The organism is Desulfolithobacter dissulfuricans (assembly GCF_025998535.1).
Classification (GTDB): Bacteria; Desulfobacterota; Desulfobulbia; order Desulfobulbales; family Desulfobulbaceae; genus Desulfolithobacter; species Desulfolithobacter dissulfuricans.
Window position 1 is genome coordinate 219481 of the sequence record NZ_AP024233.1, and the last position, 21962, is coordinate 241442.

Here is a 21962-nt window from a genome sequence, read left to right on the forward strand (position 1 = left end):
TTTAAGGAGTATGGGTTATTGTTCCACCCGCATGGCCTCCACCGGTTCCATGCGGGCCGCGGTGATGGCGGGATAGATAACACCGAGCAGGCTGAGCAGACAGCCTACCCCGGTGGCGGTCAGCCCAGTCCGCGCCAGTTCGGCCAGGGGCAGGACAGGAAAGATGAGTGAGCCCATGGAGATGGCCGAGGCGAGGATGGCGGTGGCACCACCCAGCAGGGCGCCGATGGCGGCTCCGGCCAGTCCCTGCATGGCGGCTTCGAGGAGAAAGAGCCGCAGGATGAACCGGTCCAGGGCTCCCAGGCATTTCATGGTGCCTATTTCCCGGAACCGCTCGGTCACGGCCATGAGCTGGGCATTGACGATGCCGACCACGCAGACCAGCAGGGAGAGGATGACAATCCAGCGCTGTTTGGCGGTTTCGCCGATACCACCCATGGCAGGGGTTACGTCGTAGCCGGCATGCTCCAGGGCGCGCAGGGCCTCCCGGGTGCCGGAATGCAGCAGGCTGGTGGCGATATCGGTACTTGCCTGGACATGGGCCAGAAACGCCACTGCCAGCACCAGCGAGGTAGTGGTGATCAGGGAGCGGAACAGGCGAACCCGGATGGATTTGTAGGCGATCTCCACCGATTTCGCAAAGGGCAGGGCGACAAGGCGTTCCATGGCATTTTCCGAAAAATCTCAACCTGTACAAAACAAAAGAAGAATGATTCTCCGTCCACTATATCAGAAAAACTCTGGGCGGCAAACAATCAAAGAAGATCTTCCCGGATCAGATCGTGAAAGGTCAGAACCCGGATCCGCGGTGCCCGGGCGAGGGTCTCCAGCAGTATCTCCAGAAATGTAAAGGCTGACCCGTTCATGAGCTGGTGATGGAGCATGATCCCGGCGACACCGGTCTGCACCGCCTGTTCCAGCTCATGGAGCAGGTTGTCCATGCCCTGTTCCGGCTGGTTTTCCTTCCTGGTATGCAGATCCACGTTCATGGCCAGGTCCGGCAGTCCGGCCGGCGGGAGCGGCCTGGCATTTCGGAAGCGTGAAACAGCCTGGAAACCAAGGGAGACCAGGGATTCCAGGGTGGCCTGGGAACAGCGGTTCCAGGGCGGGGTGAAGACCGGGCAGAAGAGGTCGCCCAGCAGGTTCCGGAGATGGTCGCGCCCGGCCCGCAGGTCCCGGTGGATATCTTCAGGGGCCCGATCTTCGCCGAACTCGGCTTTTTTGCTCTCCGGGCCCTGGTGATTGCTGTGGGACAACCCATGCTGGTGCCAGCACCACAGTGGGCTGGCCACATGGAACCGGTCCATTGTCTCCCAGCTTTCCCGGTCGATCCAGCGCGGGACTACGGCCAGGTTGAGAGGGGTCTGGAAAAGCTGGAACAGTTCCATCATGGTGATGAATTCCGGGTCCATCCGGCCGATATCATCGGCTCGAAAGGAGACAACCAGATCCCGGCCGGTTGTCCACGGCCCGTTGAGTATGGCCTGCAACCTGGTGGGCAGATCCGGAGGCAGGGGGCGGGTCCAGAGAGAACCGGTGGTCATCGGCATGCTCCTTTGCTGATAAGTGCCTGCGCTGCTTCTCTGGCACCGTCAAGGCGGATATCCGGTCGGATACGTTGCCGCCGGAGCATGTGGTCCATCCTGTTCGCCAGCCGTCCTGGTTCCAGGTCATGTCGGTCAACGATTTCCAGGCAGGTCAGGGGGAGGAGCCGCTCGGCCCGGAGCCGCTGTTCCCGGTTCTGGCCAAAGGGGTGGATCAGGGCCGGGATGGTGGCGGCCACCACGTTCATGGTGGTGTTGTACCCGCCCATGGAGATGGAGAGATCGGCCGCGGCCAGCCAGGCGGGGAAGATATCGGTAAAGCGGGACAACCGGAGCCTGTCCTTGCCAAAGGGTGTCTCGGGCCTGGCCACGAGAGAGGCCTCCTTCCGCAGCCTGGTCACCTGCGCCTCTGCCATGTAGGGGCCGGTGAAGAGCTGCATCCGGGCCGGAAAATCCAGGGAGCCGTGGGCCAGAGTTGCGGCCTGGAGCAGGGCGGCGCCGACACTGCCGCCGCCGGCACTGGCCACGATCAGCAACTCGTCGGCAGACAGCCCCAGCCTCCGTCGCAACCTTGTCCGGTCGTCCGCTTCCGGCGGATGGCAGATATAGCCGGTATAGCGGACCGGGATCCGGATATCCCCCATCCTGGAAAAGGTCTCGTCGAGCCGGATTACCTGTTCATCGCCATGGATCAGGAGGAGATCAAAGTAGCGGTTCAGCTGTTCAATCACCCTGGTTTCGAACTTTTCCGCCTGGTCTTTTTCCACCAGGATATCGCGGACGCTGGAGGCCGTGAAGCAGCCGGACCGGTTTGCCAGGGCAAGGAGGGGTTCGAGCTCAAAGCGAAAGCCCTTGCGGCCAAAGGGATAAAGCTCGACCAGGAGGATATCGGGTTTCTCGGCAATGAACAGTTCGAGAAGCAACCGGACCCTTTCCTCCTTGACCTGGGCAAGGTCGGCCTGCGGGTCCACGGGCTGGAGGCCGGAAAAGCCGGGATCCATCTTCAGGCCGGGCAGCAGGATCGGCCGTACGTGGGCTGGAATCTCCACTGCCGCCGGGGGACCGCCCAGGACCAGGATAACCTCATGGCTGCTCAGCCGTTTAAGTATTTCCAGGGTCCGGCAGAGATGGCCGATCCCCAGGACATGCTGGCAGTAGACAAGCAGTTTCATGGCGTCGGGGTATCCAGGAAAAGGGCATTGGCCTGGCGGAGCACCAGTTTATCCCGCCGGTATTCCAGCATATGCAGACCATAGCCGCGCAGCAGCCTGGGCTCGTCCGGGAGAAATTTTCTTGCAAGCAGGTGATAGAGCACACACTTGATGTTGCCCTCGTGGCAGACAACCAGGATCCTCTGGCCCGGCCAGCGGCCTCCGGCTTCTTCCAGGGCGGCCATGGTCCGGGCAAGTACCTCCCGCCGGGATTCCCCTCCCGGCGGCCGGAAGTCCCAGCCCTTTTTTCCCTCGGCCTGGACCCGGTCCCTGAATCGGTTGGAGAGTTCCGGAAAAGTGAGCCCGCTCCAGCGGCCCCAGTCCTGTTCCCTGAGTCGCCCGTCAAAATCGACCTCCAGGTCCAGAGTAGTGTTCACCAGTTCCACTGTTTCCCGCGCCCGGCCCAGATCAGAGGCCAGTATCCTGTCCCACGGGCAGTCGGCCAGCTGTCGTCCCCACATCCGGGCCATCTGCCGACCAACAGTGCTCAGTCTGGAGTTCAGACGCCCCTGGATACGGCGCTCTTCGTTCCAGAGCGTCCGGGCGTGGCGGATCAGGCCAAGGGTGGTGGGAGGTGTGTTGTTCATGCCAGCGCCGGGATGTGGTGGCGGTATATCCGGGCAAGTTTTTCGGCCAGCCGCCGGTTGTCAAAGCTGGTTTCCACCAGCTTCCGGCCCGAGCGCGAAGACCTACGGCGCAAGTTGTGGTCGGTCAGCAGCCGCAGGATGGCCTTGGCCATGGCCTCGGGATTTTCCGGCTCCACCAGCAGGCCGGTCTCCCCATGGCGAACGATCTCGGACAGGGCGGAGACCGTGGTCGCCACCGCAGGCAGTTCCATGGCCTGGGTCTCCACCAGGACATTGGGAATGCCGTCCCGGTCGCCGTTTTCAGCGATCTGGCAGCCAAGGACAAAGAGGTCGGCCCGGCGGAACTCCTCGATGACCTGTTCGTGGGGCAGGGTACCGAGCCAGCGGCACCGGTCCTGGAGGCCCAGGTCAAAGATCAGGCCAAGGATCTGATCCCGGTCGTCGCCGCTGCCGATCAGGGTGTAGCGAAAATCGACACCCCGGTCCCGAAGCAGGGCCAGGGCCCGGAGGATGGTGGGGATCCCCTTTTTTTCGGTCAACCGGGCGACGGTAAGCAGCCGGTAGGGTTCCCGGGGCTCATTTCTGGTCACCCCGCCGGAAAAGAGCTGCAGGTCAATTCCGTGGTACACGCAGTGGATCGGGGTGTCGACGCCTCCGGCCAGCTCCTGAAGATATTTTTTGTTGTAGTTGGTGCAGGTGACCACAAAGGAGGCCAGACTGATCTTTTCCCGTAACTGCGCCCGGTTGGAGGTATAGATGTCCTTGGCATGGGCGGTGAAGCTGAAGTTCAGGCCGCTTTGCATGGAGGAGAACAGGGCCACCGAGCTGGGGGAATGGGCGAAATGGGCGTGGAGATGGACCACATCCGGATGACGCCTGAGCAGGTGGCCGCTCAGGTAGCCGGCCTGGAGCAGGTGTTTGACGGTCCCCAGGCTGCGGGTCCGGGCAAAACGTTCGCCGGCCTTGCCCAGGGCGGCCAGGAAACGGTGCGGCTCACGAACAGCCAGCATGGCTGTGGGCAGCACCAGGCGCGGAAAATCGGTGAACAGCTCTGTTGGCAGGTAGTCGACCCCGGCCCGGATCCGCCGGACACTGTCGTGGCAGAAGGGCTCCCGGGGATGACGCATGGAAAAGATGCGGATGCGGAAGCCAAGCTCTTCGAGCAGCAGGATTTCATTGGAGATAAAGGACTCGGAGATCCGTGGATAGCCCTTGAGGATCATTCCCAGTGTCGGTCCGGTCATGGATGTGGTTCCTGCAGATTGGGTTGATGTGGCACCTGTCTTTCAGCCTCCCTGGAGCAGTTCCTGGACCCCGACAATGCGGGCGTTTCTTAGCAACCGGTCCCGGCAGCTGGTCAGTGCCTGCAGGGTGGCCTGGTTGGGATGACCGATGCCGATGGCCCAGCCGTCTGCTCTTGCCTTTTCCACCAGCCGTTCCAGTTGCCGGCAGACGTCTTTCTGATTGTGGACGTTATCCAGGAACACATGCCGTCGACCGGTGGGCAGGCCCAGCTTCTTTGCTTCCTTCATGCCGGTGCTCTTTGGGGTGGTGTAGGAGTCGATGAAAAAGAACCCGTGTCTGGCCAGGACCGACAAAACCTGGCGCATGGCTGCGGGATCTTCGGTGAACTTTGACCCCATGTGGTTGTTGGCGCCGATGGCGTGGGGAACGGCCAGCAGGTTGTCCCGGGTGATCGATCGTAGTATCTCCGGCGGATCCGTGACATGGAGGGTGCCTGGCCCCGGGTCCCAGGCCGGATTCCTGGCCTCCATGGGCAGATGGACCAGGATGTCGCGCCCGGCCAGGTAGGCCAGTTCTTCCTGGTGCAGGGTGAAGGGCGCGTGGGGCAGAAAGGAGAAGGTGAGGTTCATGTCCAGCCCGATCAGCCGGTTGCCAAGCTTCTCATGGTACCCCATGTCGTCGATGATGATGGCGATCCTCGGCACGATCTCCACCGGCCCGGTCCCGCCGCAACAACCGGATTCAGTCTCCTCACCGGCCCCGGACGCGACCTCGGGTTCAGGCAGGTCGGGCTCTTCAAAGGGAGGGGGGGCTGGCGTGGGAGCGGTTGCCCTGGCCTGGACGGTTTCGGCCGTTATCCTGCCAGGCCTGTCAGCACGTTCCGGTTCCTGCCTGTCACGACATCCAGCCAGACCAAGTCCCAGGACCAGGCCGATAAGAAGAGAGCACAGACCGCCCCTGGAGAAAAAGAAAAATAAAAAATTTTGCAGGCCGGTCATGATCAGCTGTTCCGCGACAGGATGTACAGGGCCAGGGTGCGCAGCAGCCCGTAGATTTCCTGACACCCGTCCCGGAAAATATCCAGGGCGCCAATTCCCCCGGCCACCAACTCCTCGGCGGTCTTCCTGGCCGTGGCATAGCCGTCGTACTGTTCCATCATCGAACAGATCGTGGCGTAGGCGGCGGCATCGTCCCGGTCGCCCAGGATGCAGTCGGAAATGGTGGAGCGGTCTGTCGCCGAGGCAGCTCCCAGGGTATGGATAAGGGGCAGGGTGAGTTTGCCCTCGATGAAATCATTGCCTGTTTTCTTGCCCGTGGCCTCCTGGTCGCCCAGGTAGTCGAGCAGGTCGTCGATCACCTGGAAGGCGGCGCCGATCCGGGCCCCGTAGGTGCGCAGGGCCTCCCGCTGCCCGGGGGTGGCACCTGCGAAAATAGCGCCGATTTCACAGGTAGAACTGATCAGACGACCGGTTTTCCGCTCGATGACATCAAAGTACTGCTGGCTGCTTACCGAGGGGTTGGCCACGTGACGCAGCTGGAGGAACTCGCCGTCCACCATGGCGGTGGTGGCGCTGCAGAACACTTCCAGACCCTCGGGCCCGGCCAGGTGCCCGATGAGGTACATGGAACGGGCATGAAGCCAGTCACCGGCCAGGATGGCGGCTGCCATGCCATATTTCGCCCCCACAGCCTCCCGACCCCGCCGGGTGGCGGCATGGTCGATGACGTCGTCATGGATCAGGGTCGCCACATGCAGGTATTCAAAGGCTGCGGCAAGGCGGTAAATGGCATCGTCGTCGCAGCCGCAGATCCGGGCTGAAAGAATGGCCAGCAGGGGACGGATCCGTTTGCCACCGCCAAAGAGGGCGTATTCGAGCACTTCGATGAGCAGGGGATCGTTGCCGGCCAGGCACTGGGCCAGGTCGTGGCGCATGGTCTCTTCCACCAGAGAGTTTTCCCGGCCTGCGGCATCTTTGAGCCTGGTGATGTCTGCGGGAGATAGTTGAAGGCTCATAACCATTGTGGGGTGTTAAACAGGGAATGTCGCTTCATGAAATCGTGTCCTGATTTTTTAAGGTAGCCTTTTTATGCTCCATCCTGCCGGTCGGCAAAAAAATCCTCCACCTCCTTGAGATCACGGCAGATCGGGGCCGGGGGCAGACTCTTTAGAAATTTCCTGCCATAGCCCTTGGTGTAGAGCCGGATATCGAGGATGGCCATGACGCCGCGGTCTCTGCCGGTGCGCATGAGCCGACCCACCCCCTGGCGCAGGCCAAGGATGGCCCGGGGGACCTGGAATTCGAAAAAAGGGTTGCCACCGTTGTCTTTTATTCGATTGATCCGGGCCATAATAACAGGGTCGCTGGGGACTTCAAACGGTAATTTGTCGATGACGAGAAGGCTCAGCGATTCACCCGGGATATTGACCCCTTCCCAGAAACTGGAAACTCCGAGGAGCACCGAGGATCGTTCCTCGCCAAACCGGGTCAACAGCTCGTGGCGGGGCGCGGTTCCCTGACGCAGCAGGGGATACTCCAGGGTATTTTGCAGGCTGTGCCAGGCCTGTTCCATGGCCTGGTAGCTGGTGAAAAGAACCAGGGCCCGTCCCCGGGAAAGGGTGAGAAGCTCCCGGAGCTGTTCATGGAGGGCCTCGGTATATCCAGGGGCGGCGGGCTCGGGGAAGCCTTTTGGTGGAATGTAGAGCAGGGTCCGGTTGCGGTAATCAAAGGGTGAGGGAAAGGAAAGGGATGGGGTGTCCTCGGGCAGCCCCAACCGTTTTTTGAAATAACCAAAGGAGTTGCCGGTGGACAGGGTGGCCGAGGTGAAGATGCAGCCGCTGACCGAGGTAAAGAGGGTGGACTGCAGGTCCCGGGCCACGTCCACCGGGGTGGCGGACAGGGTGAGGTTTTTTTCGGTCCGCTCAAACCAGAGGACAAACCGGGTATCCTCCTCGCTGTCGGCAGGCTCGGTACTCAGTATCTGTTCCAGCCGGCTGGCAAGATCCGCCGCCCGCTGGCCATACTGTTCCCAGGGCTCGTCGCCGCTGCCGAGGTTTTCCAGGGCCTTGCCAAGACGACGCAGGCCATCCACCAGGGTATCACGCAGGCTCAGCAGTTCGGGCCTGTTTTCCAGGAGCTGCTGCAGGGGAAAACGTCCCCGCTCAGGGGGAAAGGCATCGGTAAACTGGTGGGTCAGACCGTCCAGGGAGCGGGCCTGCTGCAGGATCTGGTCCCGATGTCGACCGCCGAGACCGCTCTGGGCGCTGCGCTCCACATCTGCCACCAGGTCGAGGACCTGGTAGCGGGAAAAGGAGAGACCAAAAAAGGTGGTGGCCACGTTTTCCACGTGGTGGGCCTCGTCAAAGATCACCGCCTCGTACCGGGGCAGAACCTCCCCGTATCCGGAACGGCGGACAGCCAGGTCGGAAAAGAGCAGGTGATGGTTGACCACCAGGATCCGTGAAGAGGCGGCTTCCCGGCGGAGCCGGTTGAGAAAGCAGGCCGGGCCGTCCGGACAGTCGCTGCCGAGGCAGAAATGGGACTGGCAGCATATCTTCTGCCACAGGGGCGAGTTGCCGGGCAGCCAGTCCAGTTCGGCCCGGTCGGCGAAGATCGTTGCGGACAGCCACTCGTTGATCCTGTCCGCCCGCTCGTTGGTAAAGAGTTCGCCCTGGGCCGCGCTGCGGAGCTGGTGCCAGCGATAGAGACAGAGATAGTTCTGCCTCCCCTTGACGCAGAGCGCTTTCAGGCTCGGATCGATATATTGCCGGATAAAAGGGATTTCATGCTTGAGAATCTGATCCTGCAGGTTGCGGGTATTGGTGGACACCACCACCCGCCGCCCGGAGAGGACCGCCGGCACCAGGTAGGCCAGGGTCTTGCCCAGCCCGGTTTCCGCCTCCACCACCAGGCACTCGGCCCGCTCCCCCGGTGGGGTATCAAACTCGTCCGGAAAATCCAGTACCTCGGCCACGGCCCGGGCCATTTCCTCCTGGCCTGGCCGGGGTTCGAATCCGTCGAGGTGGGTTGCCAGGATACCGTCGGGGCCGAATATCTTTTCTATGGAATCGATCATGGTCTGTGAAAGTAGGAGCGGGCAGTCTTCCAGGTCCAGAGGCTTGTCGGACCTCGGGAGTTTTTTCGGTCCCGGTGGTCCCTGGTCAGGAACCTGGCAGATTCGGCTCTGTTTCCTGTCCGACAATGTCTCTGGCCACTTCGGCTACCTGCGGGTCAGGGTCGTTGACCAGGGGGTGCACGTGGGCAAGGGCTTTTTCCGTGCCAATGATTCCCAGAACGCTGACCGCTTCGCCCCTGATCCAGGTCGGCGTGTTGTTGTCCAGTTGGCGAACCAGGGAATCGATGGCCAGCTCCACCTGGTCGGGCCGCTGTTCCACCAGGTATTCAAACAGGACCGAAACACCCAGCCGGACGGCGAACCGTTCGTCCCGGAGCAGGTCCCCGGTCCAGTCGTAGTACCGCGGTTCGGCCTTGAACATGGCGACAATGTTTTCCACATGGCCCATTTCCAGAAAGTCACCGATCACTTCAAGCAGGGTTTCATCGCTGACTTCACCGGTGGCTGCAGGGTGTGATGACATGATCTTGAATCCGTGACGGAAAAATTATTGTTTCTTTGTTATCTGCCTTGAATCACGATAAAAAAGGAAAGAGCGCCAGGTGTATTTTAAATCATCCATCGTAATGAAGCCGCCCTCCGGGAGCTGTACTTTCACCGTATACGCTGCGTCATCAACCCACTGATAGAGCGTCACTCTAATCAATGGGCCTCTTCCTGGCGTATACGGTGAAATTCCAGCTTCACGGATTCAGGAGTGTATTTTTTCCTTCTCGTTTCAGGACCGGGCCCGGCCGGGGAATCGATCGGTTGCCGGCCACAATACCACAGCTTACCACCATCAGGTGGCACAGGCAATCCGAGAATGGGCTCCCTTGCTTGACATGGGGTTTTTTCAGCGGTATTAACAAAACCATGCCCATCGAAACCTGAATCCACGCCAACCGGATGGTGGTCCGGCAGCAAGGCCGGCCTTGAGCGGCGCTGGTCCGGATTCAGAACACAAGGAGCGGCCATGTCCAAGGACGATCCCCTGCAGCCCGAATGTTCCCCCTCTTCCCTGCCCAGGGAACAGCTTCTCGAAGAACGGGAGGCGATCGTCATTGTCGACGATTACCCGGAACTTGTCCACCTTGTGGCCGATTTTCTCCGTGAGAAGGGTTTTCCCGTGCTGACTGCTGCTTCGGCGGCCGGGCTGCGTGAGCATCTGGAGCAGCATCCGGTGGCCCTGGTTCTGCTGGATATCGGCCTGCCTGATGGTGATGGCAGGGAGCTGCTGCCGGAACTGAAACAGCAGTTTCCCGACACCTCCATCATCATGCTCACCGCGGTGACCGATCTCCAGACGGCGCTGGCCTGTTTACGCCTCGGCGCCGACGATTACCTCACCAAGCCGCTCCAGTTCACCGATTTTCTCCAGACGGTCTGCCGGGTGCTTGAAAAGCGACGTTTGACCATCAACAACCGTCGCTATCAGCTGCAGCTCGAACAGGCCCATTTCCGGATCGGTCTCCTGCACGAGTTGACCATGAAAATGAATTCGGCCTACCTGAGCATGACCGAGCTCGATGAGATACTCCAGGCTATTCTGGTGGGAATCACGGCCCGGGAAGGGCTGGGCTTCAACCGGGCCTTTCTTGCCCTTTTTGACGACGAGGGTGAGGTGCTTGAAGGGCGGCTGGCCATCGGCCCGGGCCGGCGGGAGGATGCCGGGGATATCTGGCGTGAAATGCGGGAGAAGGAGCTTGGCTTTCAGGAGATTCTCGACAGTATCAAGGCCCACTGCTTCACCGGAGACAGCGAGGTTAACCGGATTGTCCAGGCCATGCGGGTGGAGGGCTGGCATGACGATCATATCCTGATTCGGGCGGTCCGGGAACGGCGTTCCATCAATGTGAAGGAAGGGCAAAGTGACTGCCCGGTGGATCCTGGCCTGATCGGTCTTTTGCAGGAGGAGTCCTTTGTGGTGGTGCCCCTCTATTCCCCCAGCCGCGCTCTGGGGGTGTTGATCGCTGATCATTTTGTCACCAGGGAGTCCATCACCGAGGACCTGATCCGGGCCCTGGAGAGTTTCGCAAGCCAGGCCAGCCTGGCCATCGAACACTGCCATCTCTACATGTCCATGGAACGCAAGATCCGTGAGTTGGAGGCCATGACCCGCGAGTTGGAGAAGAACAAGGACATGCTGGTCGAGGCGGAACGGTATTCCGCCCTGGGTCACATGGCGGCCCAGCTGGCACATAATATTCGCAACCCCATTACCTCCATAGGCGGTACCGCCAGGTTGCTTGCCAGGAAGACCAGTGATCCCGAGTGGCTCAAGTTTCTCAACATGATGACCCGGGAGGCCACCAGGATCGAAAAGACCCTCATCGATCTCTTCTCCTTTGTCGAACAGACGGAACCGGTGCGCAGGTCCGTATCGCTCTACCAGCTGATTCAGAAATCCCTGGTTCTCTGCTACAGCACAATGCAGCGCTACCATATAGTCCATGAACTGATCCTGCCGGAGCCGGAACCGGTTCTGGATATCGATCCGGACCAGATTGGCCAGGTACTGGTACACTTGATCCGCAACGCGGTGGAGGCCATGGCCAGCGGCGGCCGGCTGACCATCGAGGTGCAGCGCCATGGGGACGAAATCGCGATCATTGTACGAGACACCGGCGTGGGCATAGCTGATTTCAACCTGGAGCGCGCCACCGCGCCTTTCTTCACCACCAAGACCTATGGCACCGGCATGGGGCTGACCCTGGTCAAACGTATCGTCAAGGACCATGGCGGCCGACTGGAGATACAGTCCGGAACCGGAGAGAACGGGGGGACGGAGGTCGTGGTTTCCCTGCCTGCCTCGCCGATGCCCTGAACCATCTTCAACCCAGGTTCAACTTTTTTCGCCTCGATTCCACGAGGCCGCCACAGCGCCAAAAGCAAGAAGACAACCGACCTGAAAGGTACGCCTGAGGGCCGAGAGAAAGGCGGGTGCAAGTTCCGGCCGATAATCTTTCATGTCCAGCCCGCCGGTGAGGCGGGAAAAATACCAGGAAAAAAGCAGGGCAGCCAGCGCGGTCCCCAGCAGCATACCCATGTTCCGGGCCGTGGCCAGCAGGCTCGAGGTGACCCCGGCCTGGTGATTGTTGACCCCGGCCAGGGCCGAGGCCGAGTTGGGGGCCAGGAACATGGCCTGGCCAAAACCGAGAAGAGCCAGGCTGGCGCCAATACCTCCAAGAGGCGTGTTTCTGGACAGACCGGTGAGGAGAACCAGGCTGAGCAGGCAGCAGAGAAGGCCGGTGGTGGCGACGATTCTCGCCCCGATCCGGTCGTACAGTCTACCGGCCACAGGGGCGACAAAGAATACGCACAGGGGAATGGCCATCATCACAAAGCCGATGGTGTCTGAACCAAGCTCCCGGACGTTGGCCAGGTAGAACGGGATGAGGAGGATGACAAAAAAGAGGACCATGAAAGAGAGCATGGACGAAAGAATGGCCATGGCCAGAAAACGTTGTCTGATCAGTCGGAGGGGAAGCAGTGGGTTGCGGGTGGAACGTTCGTGCAGGAGCAGGGCGATCCAGGTGATCCCGGTGCCAAGTCCGGCAACCAGGGTTGTCAGACGGCCGGGTTCCCGGGGGGTGGTCTGGCCGTGGGCCATGGCGCTGGTGAGCACCACAGTGGTGGAGACAGCAAGGATCCATAGTAGAGCGCCCTTCAGATCAAAGGGCGGGCTGGTCTGCTTGCGAAAGTCTTCCGGCGAAGACAGGTCCAGGGTGTTGAGTCCCGGGAGAACAGGTAGACCAGCACCCCCACCGGCACGGTGATCAGAAAAATGAGCCGCCAGTGCAACCAGTGGATGATCAGGCCGGAGAGGACCGGGCCGCCCATCAGGCCAAGTGAGGTGGCAATGCCGATCTTGCCCAGGGCCGCACCCAGCTGGCCCGGGGATAGACTGCCCGGATCAGGGCCGGGCCAACGGCCATCATCATGGAACCGCCCAAAGCCTGGACAAAGCGGCTCAGGATAAGGAGATGGATGGTCGGGGTCAGCGAGGAACAGAGTGAGCCCAGTGAAAAAATCACCAGGCCGAGACGGTATATCCGGCCCGGGCCATAGCGGGTGGAAAAATACCCCAGAACAGCAAAAGTCCCGTGATGGTCAGCAGGTAGACAAGAACTACCCACTGGGTCATGGCCAGACTGCTGCCAAAATCGCGCATCAGGGTCGGCAGGGCCACATTGACCATGGAGCTGTCCAGGGTGGACATGAACACCCCGGCGCCGACTATGGGGAGGATCGCTTCAGGGCGCATTTGTGTTCAACAGAGTGATGCCCAAAAAAAAACGGACCCACCAGAAGGCGGGTCCGTTGTTCCTACACAGCAAAATGTGTCAGATCTGCATCAAACTTAGAATTTGATCTGCATTTTGGCCATGGCACCGAAAGCGGTGTCGTCGGCTGCGGTGGGATCGTCGAAATCCGGGGCCAGCATACCGGCGCCGAAGTAGAGGTCAGCTCCTTCGGATACGGTGTACTTGAGCATGGCGGACAGCTCGAAGGCAGAACCGTCGAGGTTGGTGGCCGGATTGTTGTCGTCATCGCTGAAGTCAACATAGACCAGGTTACCGGTCAGGCTCATGTTGTCGCTGATGGCGTACTTGACGGTCGGGGCGATCCACCACCACTCGGTGCTGCTGTCACCGACATTGGAAACCACAGACAGAGGCTCGATGTCACCGATCATGATCCAGCCGAAGTCACCGTCAGCGGTATAACCGTTGCGGGTGATACCGATGTTGACAGACGGAGTCATGGCGCCCATGGCGTAGGCAAGGTTTGCATACAGACCGATGCCGTTATCATCGGTTCCCTGTACGTCGGACTCCTTGTAGGCCAGCTCGGCTGCAATGCTCAGAGCGTCAACCTTACCGTCCAGATGAATAGAACCGAGGAAACCGGAAGCGTCAGTATGGGGGGTAGTGGTGGTAACGGTGTTCAGCTCAATGCTGTCACCATCCTGAACTGCGAAGCTGTTATCAAGGTCGTCGATGACAGTAGTTGTGGAGATGTCTTCGATCCGCTCGTCATCCTGGTACCGGGCGTATGCCTTTACCGACCAGGCGTCGTTGATCTTGCTGGAAACAACAAGACCGTAGGCGCGGAAGTCGTTGTCGTCATTGACATCGGTCGGGCCGTTGTCGCCAACGTTGGCATCATCCTTGGTGTCCACCAGGGCCTTGACGGTCAGGCCGCCGGCTTTATACTGAAGCATGACCCGGCTGGGACGGGTATCATAGGAGAAGAACTCGGAGAAGTTGCCGACCATGCGGCCACCCATCAGGGTAACATTACCCATGGGAATACCGATGTAGCCGTAGTCAACCCAGATGTTTTTGTCTTCAGTGTAGGCACCCCAGCCTTGGCCATCCCACTTGTAGTCGTCAAAGCGCATCCGGGCCTTCATGAAGGCGCCGCCTTTTGCCTTGGCATCAACTTTTACCCGGATACGGGAATCAAAGTAGTCCCAGCCATCCTTGGTGGTGGCACCGAAATCATAGCTGTCCTTGTAGACGTAGCGGACACGGGCATCACCACTCAGGCTAACCTCGGCCACGGCGGCGGAAGCCATGGCGCCGACCAGCATCAGGCCGGCAGCTGCAGCAATTACTTTCTTCATCTCTTCTCTCCTTTCTGTTTATGTAGAACGGTTGTTCCTGCTCCTGACAGTCCGACCGCAGGAGCAAAATTTTACTTCATGATTAGGTGCAGAATATTCCTTCCGGTACGGGTCGTCAAGTTTTTTTTACCTGTGTACAAATTTTTTTACCGTTCTTCTCTTCATGTCCTCCGGTAAGGGATTGGGCAGATCCGCGCTGGTGCCAGTTGTCTCACCGGGTCACTTTCTTTCCCATCTCATACATGTGGATGGTGCAGGCCTTGGAGCCGAAGAAAAACATCGGATAACTCTCCGGTGACTGGGAGAAGTAGAGACGGATCCTTCCGTCCTGTGCCTGGTCACCGGCCGGAACAACCTGGTACCCGGCGGTGTAGCCCGGCAACTTGCCGGTTTCCCACAGGGTATACATTCTTCCATCCTTCCAGCTGAGGCCAGCGATGGAACTGCCCTCAAAGTACTGCATTTTTTTCAGGTAGGGCACGTGGGTGAGTCGGTTGCGACCGATGATCAGGTCGGGCTTGCCGTCGCCGTTCATGTCGCGGGCAGCGATCCTGGTGTGAATCTTGAACATCATTTCGCTGGAAATGGATTTGGTGCCGTAATAGTTCCTGCTGGCCCCGTAACTGGCGCCGGATTTCCACAACTCCACTCCCTGCCGGTCAAAGATGTGCATCTTGTTGCCCCGGTCCAGGCCGATGATTTCCTGGGATCCATCCTGGTCCAGGTCCACCAGGGCGAAATCAAACAGGGTGTAGCCCGGCGGGATGGAGATTTTCTGCACCGGCTGCAGGACATTGTCCGGTCCATAATTCAGCTCGTAAATGGTCTCGCCCACGGGGCTGTCGATGCCGCTTTTCTGGCCGAGGAGGATCTGTTTTCTGGTCGGATCGACACTGGGGCGCAGGTACCAGGGCACGTTCTGTCGGATAATGGTCGCCTGCTTGCCGTTCCACTCGATAATCGCCGAGGCGGGCTCTGTGCGGTTGCTGGCACTGACATAGATTTCCCGGCGGCCGTTGCCGTCCAGGTCCGCGATATTGATGGCATGGATGGCGATATAGTCCGCCAGATCGATGACGCCCTTCTTGCTGAAGTGTTCATCCACATACTGATAGATGTGCAGCGCCTGGCGGGTGGCCAGAACGATTTCCTGGGTGCCGTCTCCGTCCAGGTCGGCGACGTCCATGTCCGCAGGGTCCACATCCAGTTCGCGGCTCTTGCGGGCCATGAGCAGGCTGAAATCTTTTGCACCGGCCAGCCCGGATCCGGTGTCCTGGTAAATGCCTTCCTTGAAGGCCCGTTCGGGATGGGCGGTTTCGAATCCGTCCAGGCCGTCCTGTCGACCTTTGGTGGTGTCGGCAGACGCGGTGGTGTCCGGTCTCGGAATTGAAAAGACATCGGCGGCGATATCCCAGGCCAGGCTGTCCACGGCCTGGACCGCTTCGCCGATATCGCCAATGGGCCGCGAAAACATCCGGAGCTGTGAGTTTTCGCCGCCAAGGACAAAGACCGATATCCTGGTGGTGTTCTCTTCCCTGTTTTCAGCCACACTGCCAAGGACAAGATAATCCGCTCCCTGTTGTTTCAGGATGTCGCGGACCGGCTGCTGCCTGCCGGACTGGAGATCATGGGTCAGTTTCCTGGTCTCGCTGGTCTTGTGCAGGGCGATAATGGGTGCCCGGCTGGCCAGCCGCGTGGCCAGGATGGAGGCAAGCCCATCGCCCAGGTAGTCATATGGGCCCTGTATTTCAATGGAAAAAGGGAGGAAAACAACTTTACTTTCCCGGGCTCCGTTCGGGGCGGTCTGGCCTTTTACCGTGGAAATCGTCAGAAAAAGAAACAGGAACAACAGAATGGAGGAACGCGGTGACGACAGGATCATGAACACCCTCTTGGCTGGTTGGGACGATATTCAATACGGATGAAGCAAAATATTCGCCGCATTAGAGCATCAGCATGACCACTGTGCAAGCAAAAACAGCAGAGGAGAACCTATGGAGAAGCCGGGACGTTCCTGCGGTTTCGGAGTGAACGGATACGAACATGGGGTGCCTTGAAAAATAAGAATTTTCGTTCGAGATCAAGGAGCAGGAAAATTAAAAAGCGCAGCATATTAGCCATATGTGAGCATTTTTCATTTCGAAGTCTTCGCTTATCTGCTGTGACGCAGAAATCGGACGAAAAGGCAATTCTTCAAGGTAGCCTATGATGGAAAGGAAAAAACGTATTAGTAGGAAAAGGTGATGGAAACACCGCCGTAAAATACATCCCGGGTGGTTTCATCGACCTGGAGATTGGCCGAATCGGGATCGGCGGTGTCAGAGGTTGCCGACATGGTGCGGGACCACTGGAGTTCCGGAGTAATGGTGACCCGGTTCTGAATCAGCACCGGCATGCTCAGCAGCAGAGAGAGAATACGGTTATCTTCCTCGGCAAAGGGATCATCCATGAGGGCGGTTTTGGAGTCAATCCCCAGCGAGATGTTGTCGTCCAGTTTGAATGTTCTGGAAAGGTCCACTGCCAGATACCAGGCCCTTGAGGGGTCATGGGGTGTATGCTCACTCATTCCCAGCAGAAGGGTGGGCTGGCTCTTGTCGTCCGGTGTGGTGTAGAGGTAGCCGGCGGAAAAACCAAGCAGGCCGGAAGAACCTTCGTAGGACAGGGTGATATTCTGCCCGTCAAGCAGGTCGCCATCTTTGAACAGCTTTCGTTCGCTGCCTGGAACTGGCTGAAGCGAAAAGGAAAATCCAGTCTGCTCCGGTTCCAGACCCTTGAGGCCGGCCGAGAGCAGAAAACCGTTGACAGCACTGTCCCTGCCGGAGAAGACAGAAATTTTTCCGCTGTCTTCGGCCATGGCAGGCAGCACGCTGCAGGTCATGAGCGCGGCTGCTGTCATCAATGCTGGAATGATTCCTTTGAGTTTCATTTTCCCCTAGTGTCTGTTTGATAACTATCCTTACCTTCATAATACCATCGTCCCGGAGAAAGGCAATACAAAAAATTGTACTTTTTCTCCGTCACCCGGCAAGTCCACCTACATGTCATCAAGACGTTCCTGCCCGATGCAGGTACCCAGGGGAATTGGCTGGCCCACGGCCACAACCCCGGGCTTTGGGTAGGTTATGGTGGTAAAGGTCCAGCGGGAATACCCCATTCCCACCTGCTGCCCATCCGGGCCGCGAAGGACGACACCGCGGTAGGGACAGGCCAGGTCACCTTCGTAGGTTCTGGCCATGAAGGCCCATTGCTGCAGCAGTTTTACGGACGGTTCGGCCCTGGCCCAGGCTCGACTGGTTTGCAGCCGGTAGCGGTTGTCGATGACGATCACCGCATCGGGATCGTTTTCCGAGCCGAGAAAATAATAGGTATGATCCGGGATGACGGTTGCGCTCTGGAACAGACCATCCACCCGGTCGCTGTATCGGGCCTGCCCGCTGGACACGGTGGCGCATCCGCTGATAAGAGCGGACAGGAGCAGGAGAGCGGTTATAACGGACCGGATCGACAGGGTACGGTCCCGGGCCGGACCCGGGAGGGGCTGGTGTATTTCAGGCATGGTTGTTCCCTTGTTGAAAGTGTTTTTTGTTCTTTGTTCTGTCTGGTGCTGGTTGGTGCCGGCGTGTTGCAACATATTTCTAATTGACATTGATAAGAACTATTCCTGCAATTGTCCAGAAAGTGTTATACCTCCGGCAGGGGTGATGCGAATGGTTCTGTTTTTTATTGCCTGTTGCCGCCCCAGCGGGTAGGTTTTGCCAGGGTATTTCAAGTTAAACTGAATCAGTGTGAAACCGTGCTGTTATGGAATTTCAACCGGCAACCCAGTCCCTGGCCACCCTGCGTGCCTCCCTGAAGGAGGCCCGCCGCCGGCCACACGGTAATGTCCACCGGGGCAAGCTCTATATCTCGCCCGAGGCCTTCCATACTGCCGGGACCGAGACCAACCTCTGTATCAGCAGATTTTCCATCCTCGACTGCACCGGTAATATCCATATAGGTCCCTGGTGCATGATCGGCGCTCGCAGCCGCATCTATACCCATGACCACATCCATCAGGGACGTCGACCGCTTCTCGAGCAGCAGGAACGGCATGGTGTCATCTGGCAGGACAAGTATATCGGTCGTGATGTGTGGATCCATGAAAATGCGTTGGTACTCTACCAGGTGACTGAAATTCCCGATGGGGTGGTCCTCGGCGCCGGGGCCGTATTGACTAAAAATCCAGGACCCTACGAGATCTGGGCCGGGGTTCCGGCCCGGAAGATCGGTGATCGGCGGGACCTCTCCCCGCTGGAGATCCGGGAACTGGTGCATCGTAAACCCTTCACCCTGAAGGATTACCTGGGCGAGACGTGGCAGACGACGGATTATACAATATTTTGATGTACTCCCACGACACGTATGGGCTGGGGCATATCCGCCGGACCATGTCCATTGCCTCGCACCTGCGGACGCGGGATGTCAACGTGCTGATCCTGACCGGTTCGCCCATTGCCGGTCGGTTCTCCCTGCCGGAAAATGTCGATTTTGTCCGGATTCCCGGGATGATCAAGAAGACCAACGATGAGTACCATTCCCTCTCCATCCGGATCAATCCCGAGCACGCCCTGAATATCCGTAAATCCATCATCCTGGCTACGGCCCAGACCTTCCGGCCAGACCTCTTCATCGTCGACAAGGAACCCCTGGGCCTCAAAAAAGAGGTCCTGCCCACCCTGCAATGGCTCCGCCACCATACTCCGGCTGCGAAAACGGTCCTTGGCCTGCGTGATATCATGGACGACCGGGACACGGTTCGGGCTGATTGGGAACATAAAGGCGTGTATGAGCACCTGGAGACCCTCTACTCGGAAATCTGGATCTATGGCCGCCAGGATATCTACGACGCCGTGGTCGAGTACCGGATTCCGGAGTCTGTCCAGGAGAAGACCTGTTTCACAGGCTACCTGCCCCGGCGGGTTGCCTCCGAAAAGGTGGTGCGCAAGACCAGGAAGAAATTCTGTGTCCGTGACGGTGAGAAGATGGTTGTCCTGACCACCGGTGGGGGCGGCGATGGCTTTGAGATGATGGATACCTATCTTACCATGCTGGAGAAGGAACCTCTGTCCGGGATCAAGTCGGTCCTGGTGACCGGTCCGTTCATGCCCCGGCAGCAGCGCCGCCAACTCTCCAGCCGGGCCCGGGGGCGCCCGGTCAAGGTCCTGCCCTTCTATCCCCGCATGGAAGAGATGTTCGGGGCTGCAGACCTGGTCATCTCCATGGGCGGATACAACACTATCTGCGAGATCCTCAGCCAGAAGACACCCTCGTTGATCATCCCCCGGGAAACCCCGCGCCAGGAACAGTTGCTTCGGGCCCGGGCATTCAAGAAAAAGAACCTGGTCGAATATCTTGCATGGTCGGAGCTGACCCCGGAACGGATGCGGCAACGGATCACCGGGATGCTGGATCAGCTGGAACAGTATCGGGCGGTCATCGAGACCTTCCGCCTGGATGGTGTCGACCATATCAAGCAGCGGTTGGCCGTGTTTCGGCAGGAGGCCGAAACCGGAACTGCTGGAGGGGTTACTGAATTCGACCGGTAATCAGGGCGAAGAAGGAGTCGTCCGGCGCGGCAAAGAACCAGCCCAGGTGACTGCGGCAGGTGGCGCAGATGGCCAGCTGCCAGGTGTAGCCGGCAAACCAGGTGAACTCACTGGTGGGGTGGCCAAGGACCCGGCAGCCCGGTGCCCGGCGGAAACAGCGCAGCTCGAAGGCGATACCGGACGGGTTGAAAAAAGCGTGTTCGTGGCTGCTGTTGACGGAAATGGCCTGGGATCGGCTGGTGACAGGGGCACGGCAATTGGCGCAGCGCAGGGGGGTGTCGTCCTGTGCGGCAATGTGGTCCTCGGAGCGGCTGCGGGGCTGGTCACGGTCCCGGGAGCGGTTCCGCTCGCTTCTCTGCTGCAGCGGGGCGTGGACTCTCCGGCGCCGCGTTTCCGCGTCGCCGGGTCCCTGTGTCGTTGTCACCCCTGCTGGCATGGATCCTGTCCCGTTCTACCCGGCGCCACCTTCCCGGTAATGGTTGACGATGGCCTGTACCATGTCGGAAATGGTATAGCGCTCTGGTTGTATATCGACCTTCAGGCCGGCATCGGTGACCGTCCTGGCGGTGATCGGCCCTATGGCGGCAATGGTAACCCCATCCATCAACCGGTGCAGTTCCTCCTGGTCCCGGGCATCGACCATGGTCAGGAAGTTGCGCACCGTGGATGAGCTGGTAAAGGTGATCAGGTCGATCATACCGCTCTGGAGCTGTTCGCGCAGTTCCTCCTTCCGCCCCTGGGGAGGCACGTTCCGATACACCGGGGCGACCTGCACTTCGGCCCCGGCCGCGGTCAGTCTCTGCGGCAGCACCTCCCGGGCCTTGAGAGCCCGGGGCAGAAGAATGCGGGCTCCCTGGACCCCTTCCTGGATCAGTGCTTCGGCCAATCCTTCGCCGGTGAATTTTTCCGGCAGCAGGTCGGCACGGATACCATACCTCTGCAGTTCATCGGCCGTGGTCCGGCCCACCACCGCGATCCTGCAGCGCAGGTCCCGGGCATCCATCTTCAGCTCGAACAACCGTTTGAAAAACCAGGTGACCGCATTGATGCTGGTAAACAGCAGCCAGTCATAGGTGTCGATTTCGCCAAGAGCCGCATCCACTGCGCCGGTATCCTCCACCGGTTCGATATGGATGGTGGAGTATTCCAGGCAGTCGGCCCCGTTCTCCTCCAGCAGGGACACCAGCTCGCTGGCCTGTTCCCTGGTTCGGGTCACCACCACCTGTTTACCGAACAGTGGTCGTTTTTCAAACCAGTCAATGGTGTTTCGCAGCTTGACCACCTCGCCGACAATGACCAGGGCCGGCGGCTTGATACCGCTTTCCCGCACCACTTCGGTGATGGTCTCCAGGGTCCCTTCCACCGAGTGCTGCTGCGGGGTGGAGGCCCAGCGGACCACGGCCACCGGGGTCTGGGGATCCCGGCCGTGTTCGATCAGCTTGGCGGTGATGATGGGCAGGTTCTTGATACCCATGTAGACGACAATGGTCCCGGCGCCGGTAGCCAGTTTGTCCCAGGCGATATTGGATTCCTTCTTGGTCGGATCCTCGTGGCCGGTGACAAAGGCCACCGAGGCGGTATATCCCCTATGGGTGATAGGGATGCCGGCATAGGTGGCCGCGGCGGTGGCCGAAGTCACCCCGGGAACCACCTCAAAGGGAATCGAGGCCTGGACCAGTTCCTCGATCTCTTCCGCTCCCCGGCCGAAGATGAACGGATCACCGCCCTTGAGGCGGACCACCATCTTGCCCGCGCGGGCATGTTCCACCAGCAGACCGTTGATTTCCTGCTGGGTGAAGGCGTGCAGGCCGCCGCCCTTTTTGCCGGCATAGATCAGTTTGGCCGTGTCCGGCACGTGCCGGAGCAGTTTCTTGCTGGCCAGGTAATCGTAGACCACCACTTCGGCCCGCTCCAGGAGGTATTTTCCCCGCAGGGTGATGAGTCCTGGATCCCCGGGGCCGGCCCCGACCAGGTACACTTTGCCGGTTCTTTTAATTTTTTCGTCTGTATTGTTCATGAATGATTGATTGGCTGGGTTGCAACGG

The 21962-nt window shown here is 59.5% G+C and carries 22 protein-coding genes; 3 read left to right on the plus strand and 19 right to left on the minus strand.

Annotation, left to right across the window (positions count from 1 at the left end):
• Positions 1 to 15 precede the first annotated feature (15 nt).
• The 9 genes from GF1_RS00945 to GF1_RS00985 form a co-directional block, all read right to left on the minus strand.
• Positions 16 to 666: an ABC transporter permease gene (locus GF1_RS00945; protein ID WP_267927754.1), complete on the minus strand. Its 651-nt coding sequence runs from the start codon at positions 664 to 666 to the stop codon at positions 16 to 18.
• Between the two features lie 89 nt (positions 667 to 755).
• Positions 756 to 1544, minus strand: coding sequence for a polysaccharide deacetylase family protein (locus tag GF1_RS00950; RefSeq protein WP_267927755.1), 789 nt, complete (start codon positions 1542 to 1544; stop codon positions 756 to 758).
• A complete protein-coding gene (locus GF1_RS00955; protein ID WP_267927756.1) occupies positions 1541 to 2716 on the minus strand; it encodes a glycosyltransferase family protein in 1176 nt (391 codons plus the stop codon). Before GF1_RS00955 ends, GF1_RS00950 begins: the two co-directional genes overlap by 4 nt.
• Complete coding sequence (locus GF1_RS00960) at positions 2713 to 3342, minus strand: histidine phosphatase family protein (protein WP_267927757.1); 630 nt, start codon at positions 3340 to 3342, stop codon at positions 2713 to 2715. Before GF1_RS00960 ends, GF1_RS00955 begins: the two co-directional genes overlap by 4 nt.
• Complete coding sequence (locus GF1_RS00965; RefSeq protein WP_267927758.1) at positions 3339 to 4586, minus strand: glycosyltransferase family 4 protein; 1248 nt, start codon at positions 4584 to 4586, stop codon at positions 3339 to 3341. Before GF1_RS00965 ends, GF1_RS00960 begins: the two co-directional genes overlap by 4 nt.
• 42 nt (positions 4587 to 4628) lie before the next feature.
• Positions 4629 to 5585: a divergent polysaccharide deacetylase family protein gene (locus GF1_RS00970; protein WP_267927759.1), complete on the minus strand. Its 957-nt coding sequence runs from the start codon at positions 5583 to 5585 to the stop codon at positions 4629 to 4631.
• A gap of 2 nt (positions 5586 to 5587) precedes the next feature.
• Positions 5588 to 6601, minus strand: a complete 1014-nt coding sequence (locus GF1_RS00975; RefSeq protein ID WP_267927760.1) for a polyprenyl synthetase family protein — start codon at positions 6599 to 6601, stop codon at positions 5588 to 5590.
• A 71-nt stretch (positions 6602 to 6672) separates the two neighbouring features.
• Entirely contained in the window at positions 6673 to 8661 is a 1989-nt protein-coding gene (gene yoaA / locus GF1_RS00980) for a DNA repair helicase YoaA (protein WP_267927761.1), read from the minus strand.
• Positions 8662 to 8746: 85 nt separating this feature from the next.
• Positions 8747 to 9184 carry a HEAT repeat domain-containing protein gene (locus GF1_RS00985; protein ID WP_267927762.1) on the minus strand — a complete coding sequence of 146 codons (438 nt, stop codon included), beginning with the start codon at positions 9182 to 9184 and terminating at the stop codon, positions 8747 to 8749.
• Positions 9185 to 9676: 492 nt separating this feature from the next.
• On the opposite strand from GF1_RS00985, the gene GF1_RS00990 reads away from it, so the two are divergent.
• Positions 9677 to 11527 carry a response regulator gene (locus tag GF1_RS00990; RefSeq protein ID WP_267927763.1) on the plus strand — a complete coding sequence of 617 codons (1851 nt, stop codon included), beginning with the start codon at positions 9677 to 9679 and terminating at the stop codon, positions 11525 to 11527.
• Positions 11528 to 11545: 18 nt separating this feature from the next.
• Here the strand turns inward: GF1_RS00990 and GF1_RS00995 are convergent, their stop codons facing one another.
• From GF1_RS00995 to GF1_RS01025, 8 genes are all read right to left on the minus strand, one after another.
• Complete coding sequence (locus GF1_RS00995) at positions 11546 to 12331, minus strand: MFS transporter (protein ID WP_326491577.1); 786 nt, start codon at positions 12329 to 12331, stop codon at positions 11546 to 11548.
• A 38-nt stretch (positions 12332 to 12369) separates the two neighbouring features.
• On the minus strand, positions 12370 to 12543 hold the full coding sequence (locus GF1_RS16340; RefSeq protein ID WP_353740419.1) for a hypothetical protein: 174 nt from the start codon (positions 12541 to 12543) through the stop codon (positions 12370 to 12372).
• Entirely contained in the window at positions 12543 to 12737 is a 195-nt protein-coding gene (locus tag GF1_RS01000) for a hypothetical protein (protein WP_267927764.1), read from the minus strand. Before GF1_RS01000 ends, GF1_RS16340 begins: the two co-directional genes overlap by 1 nt.
• The gene (locus GF1_RS01005; protein ID WP_267927765.1) at positions 12734 to 12967 is read right to left on the minus strand and encodes a hypothetical protein; all 234 of its coding nucleotides are present in this window, start codon (positions 12965 to 12967) and stop codon (positions 12734 to 12736) included. Before GF1_RS01005 ends, GF1_RS01000 begins: the two co-directional genes overlap by 4 nt.
• Positions 12968 to 13063: 96 nt before the next feature.
• Positions 13064 to 14332 (minus strand): porin, encoded by a 1269-nt coding sequence (locus GF1_RS01010; RefSeq protein ID WP_267927766.1) that lies wholly within the window; start codon positions 14330 to 14332, stop codon positions 13064 to 13066.
• A 211-nt stretch (positions 14333 to 14543) separates the two neighbouring features.
• Positions 14544 to 16214 carry an FG-GAP-like repeat-containing protein gene (locus GF1_RS01015; protein WP_267927767.1) on the minus strand — a complete coding sequence of 557 codons (1671 nt, stop codon included), beginning with the start codon at positions 16212 to 16214 and terminating at the stop codon, positions 14544 to 14546.
• Positions 16215 to 16559: 345 nt separating this feature from the next.
• Positions 16560 to 17258 (minus strand): hypothetical protein, encoded by a 699-nt coding sequence (locus GF1_RS01020; RefSeq protein ID WP_267927768.1) that lies wholly within the window; start codon positions 17256 to 17258, stop codon positions 16560 to 16562.
• 108 nt (positions 17259 to 17366) lie between these two features.
• The gene (locus GF1_RS01025; RefSeq protein ID WP_267927769.1) at positions 17367 to 17888 is read right to left on the minus strand and encodes a hypothetical protein; all 522 of its coding nucleotides are present in this window, start codon (positions 17886 to 17888) and stop codon (positions 17367 to 17369) included.
• Between the two features lie 245 nt (positions 17889 to 18133).
• Between GF1_RS01025 and GF1_RS01030 the strand changes: the two genes are divergently transcribed.
• Both GF1_RS01030 and GF1_RS01035 read left to right on the plus strand, forming a co-directional pair.
• Positions 18134 to 18715, plus strand: coding sequence for an acyltransferase (locus GF1_RS01030; protein WP_267927770.1), 582 nt, complete (start codon positions 18134 to 18136; stop codon positions 18713 to 18715).
• On the plus strand, positions 18715 to 19917 hold the full coding sequence (locus GF1_RS01035; RefSeq protein WP_267927771.1) for a glycosyltransferase family protein: 1203 nt from the start codon (positions 18715 to 18717) through the stop codon (positions 19915 to 19917). The genes GF1_RS01030 and GF1_RS01035 overlap by 1 nt, the downstream gene beginning before the upstream one ends.
• Here the strand turns inward: GF1_RS01035 and GF1_RS01040 are convergent.
• Complete coding sequence (locus GF1_RS01040; protein WP_267927772.1) at positions 19898 to 20341, minus strand: cereblon family protein; 444 nt, start codon at positions 20339 to 20341, stop codon at positions 19898 to 19900. The two genes, GF1_RS01035 and GF1_RS01040, sit on opposite strands and share 20 nt — an antisense overlap.
• Before the next feature lie 27 nt (positions 20342 to 20368).
• On the minus strand, positions 20369 to 21934 hold the full coding sequence (gene cobA / locus GF1_RS01045; protein WP_267927773.1) for a uroporphyrinogen-III C-methyltransferase: 1566 nt from the start codon (positions 21932 to 21934) through the stop codon (positions 20369 to 20371).
• Positions 21935 to 21962: the final 28 nt, after the last annotated feature.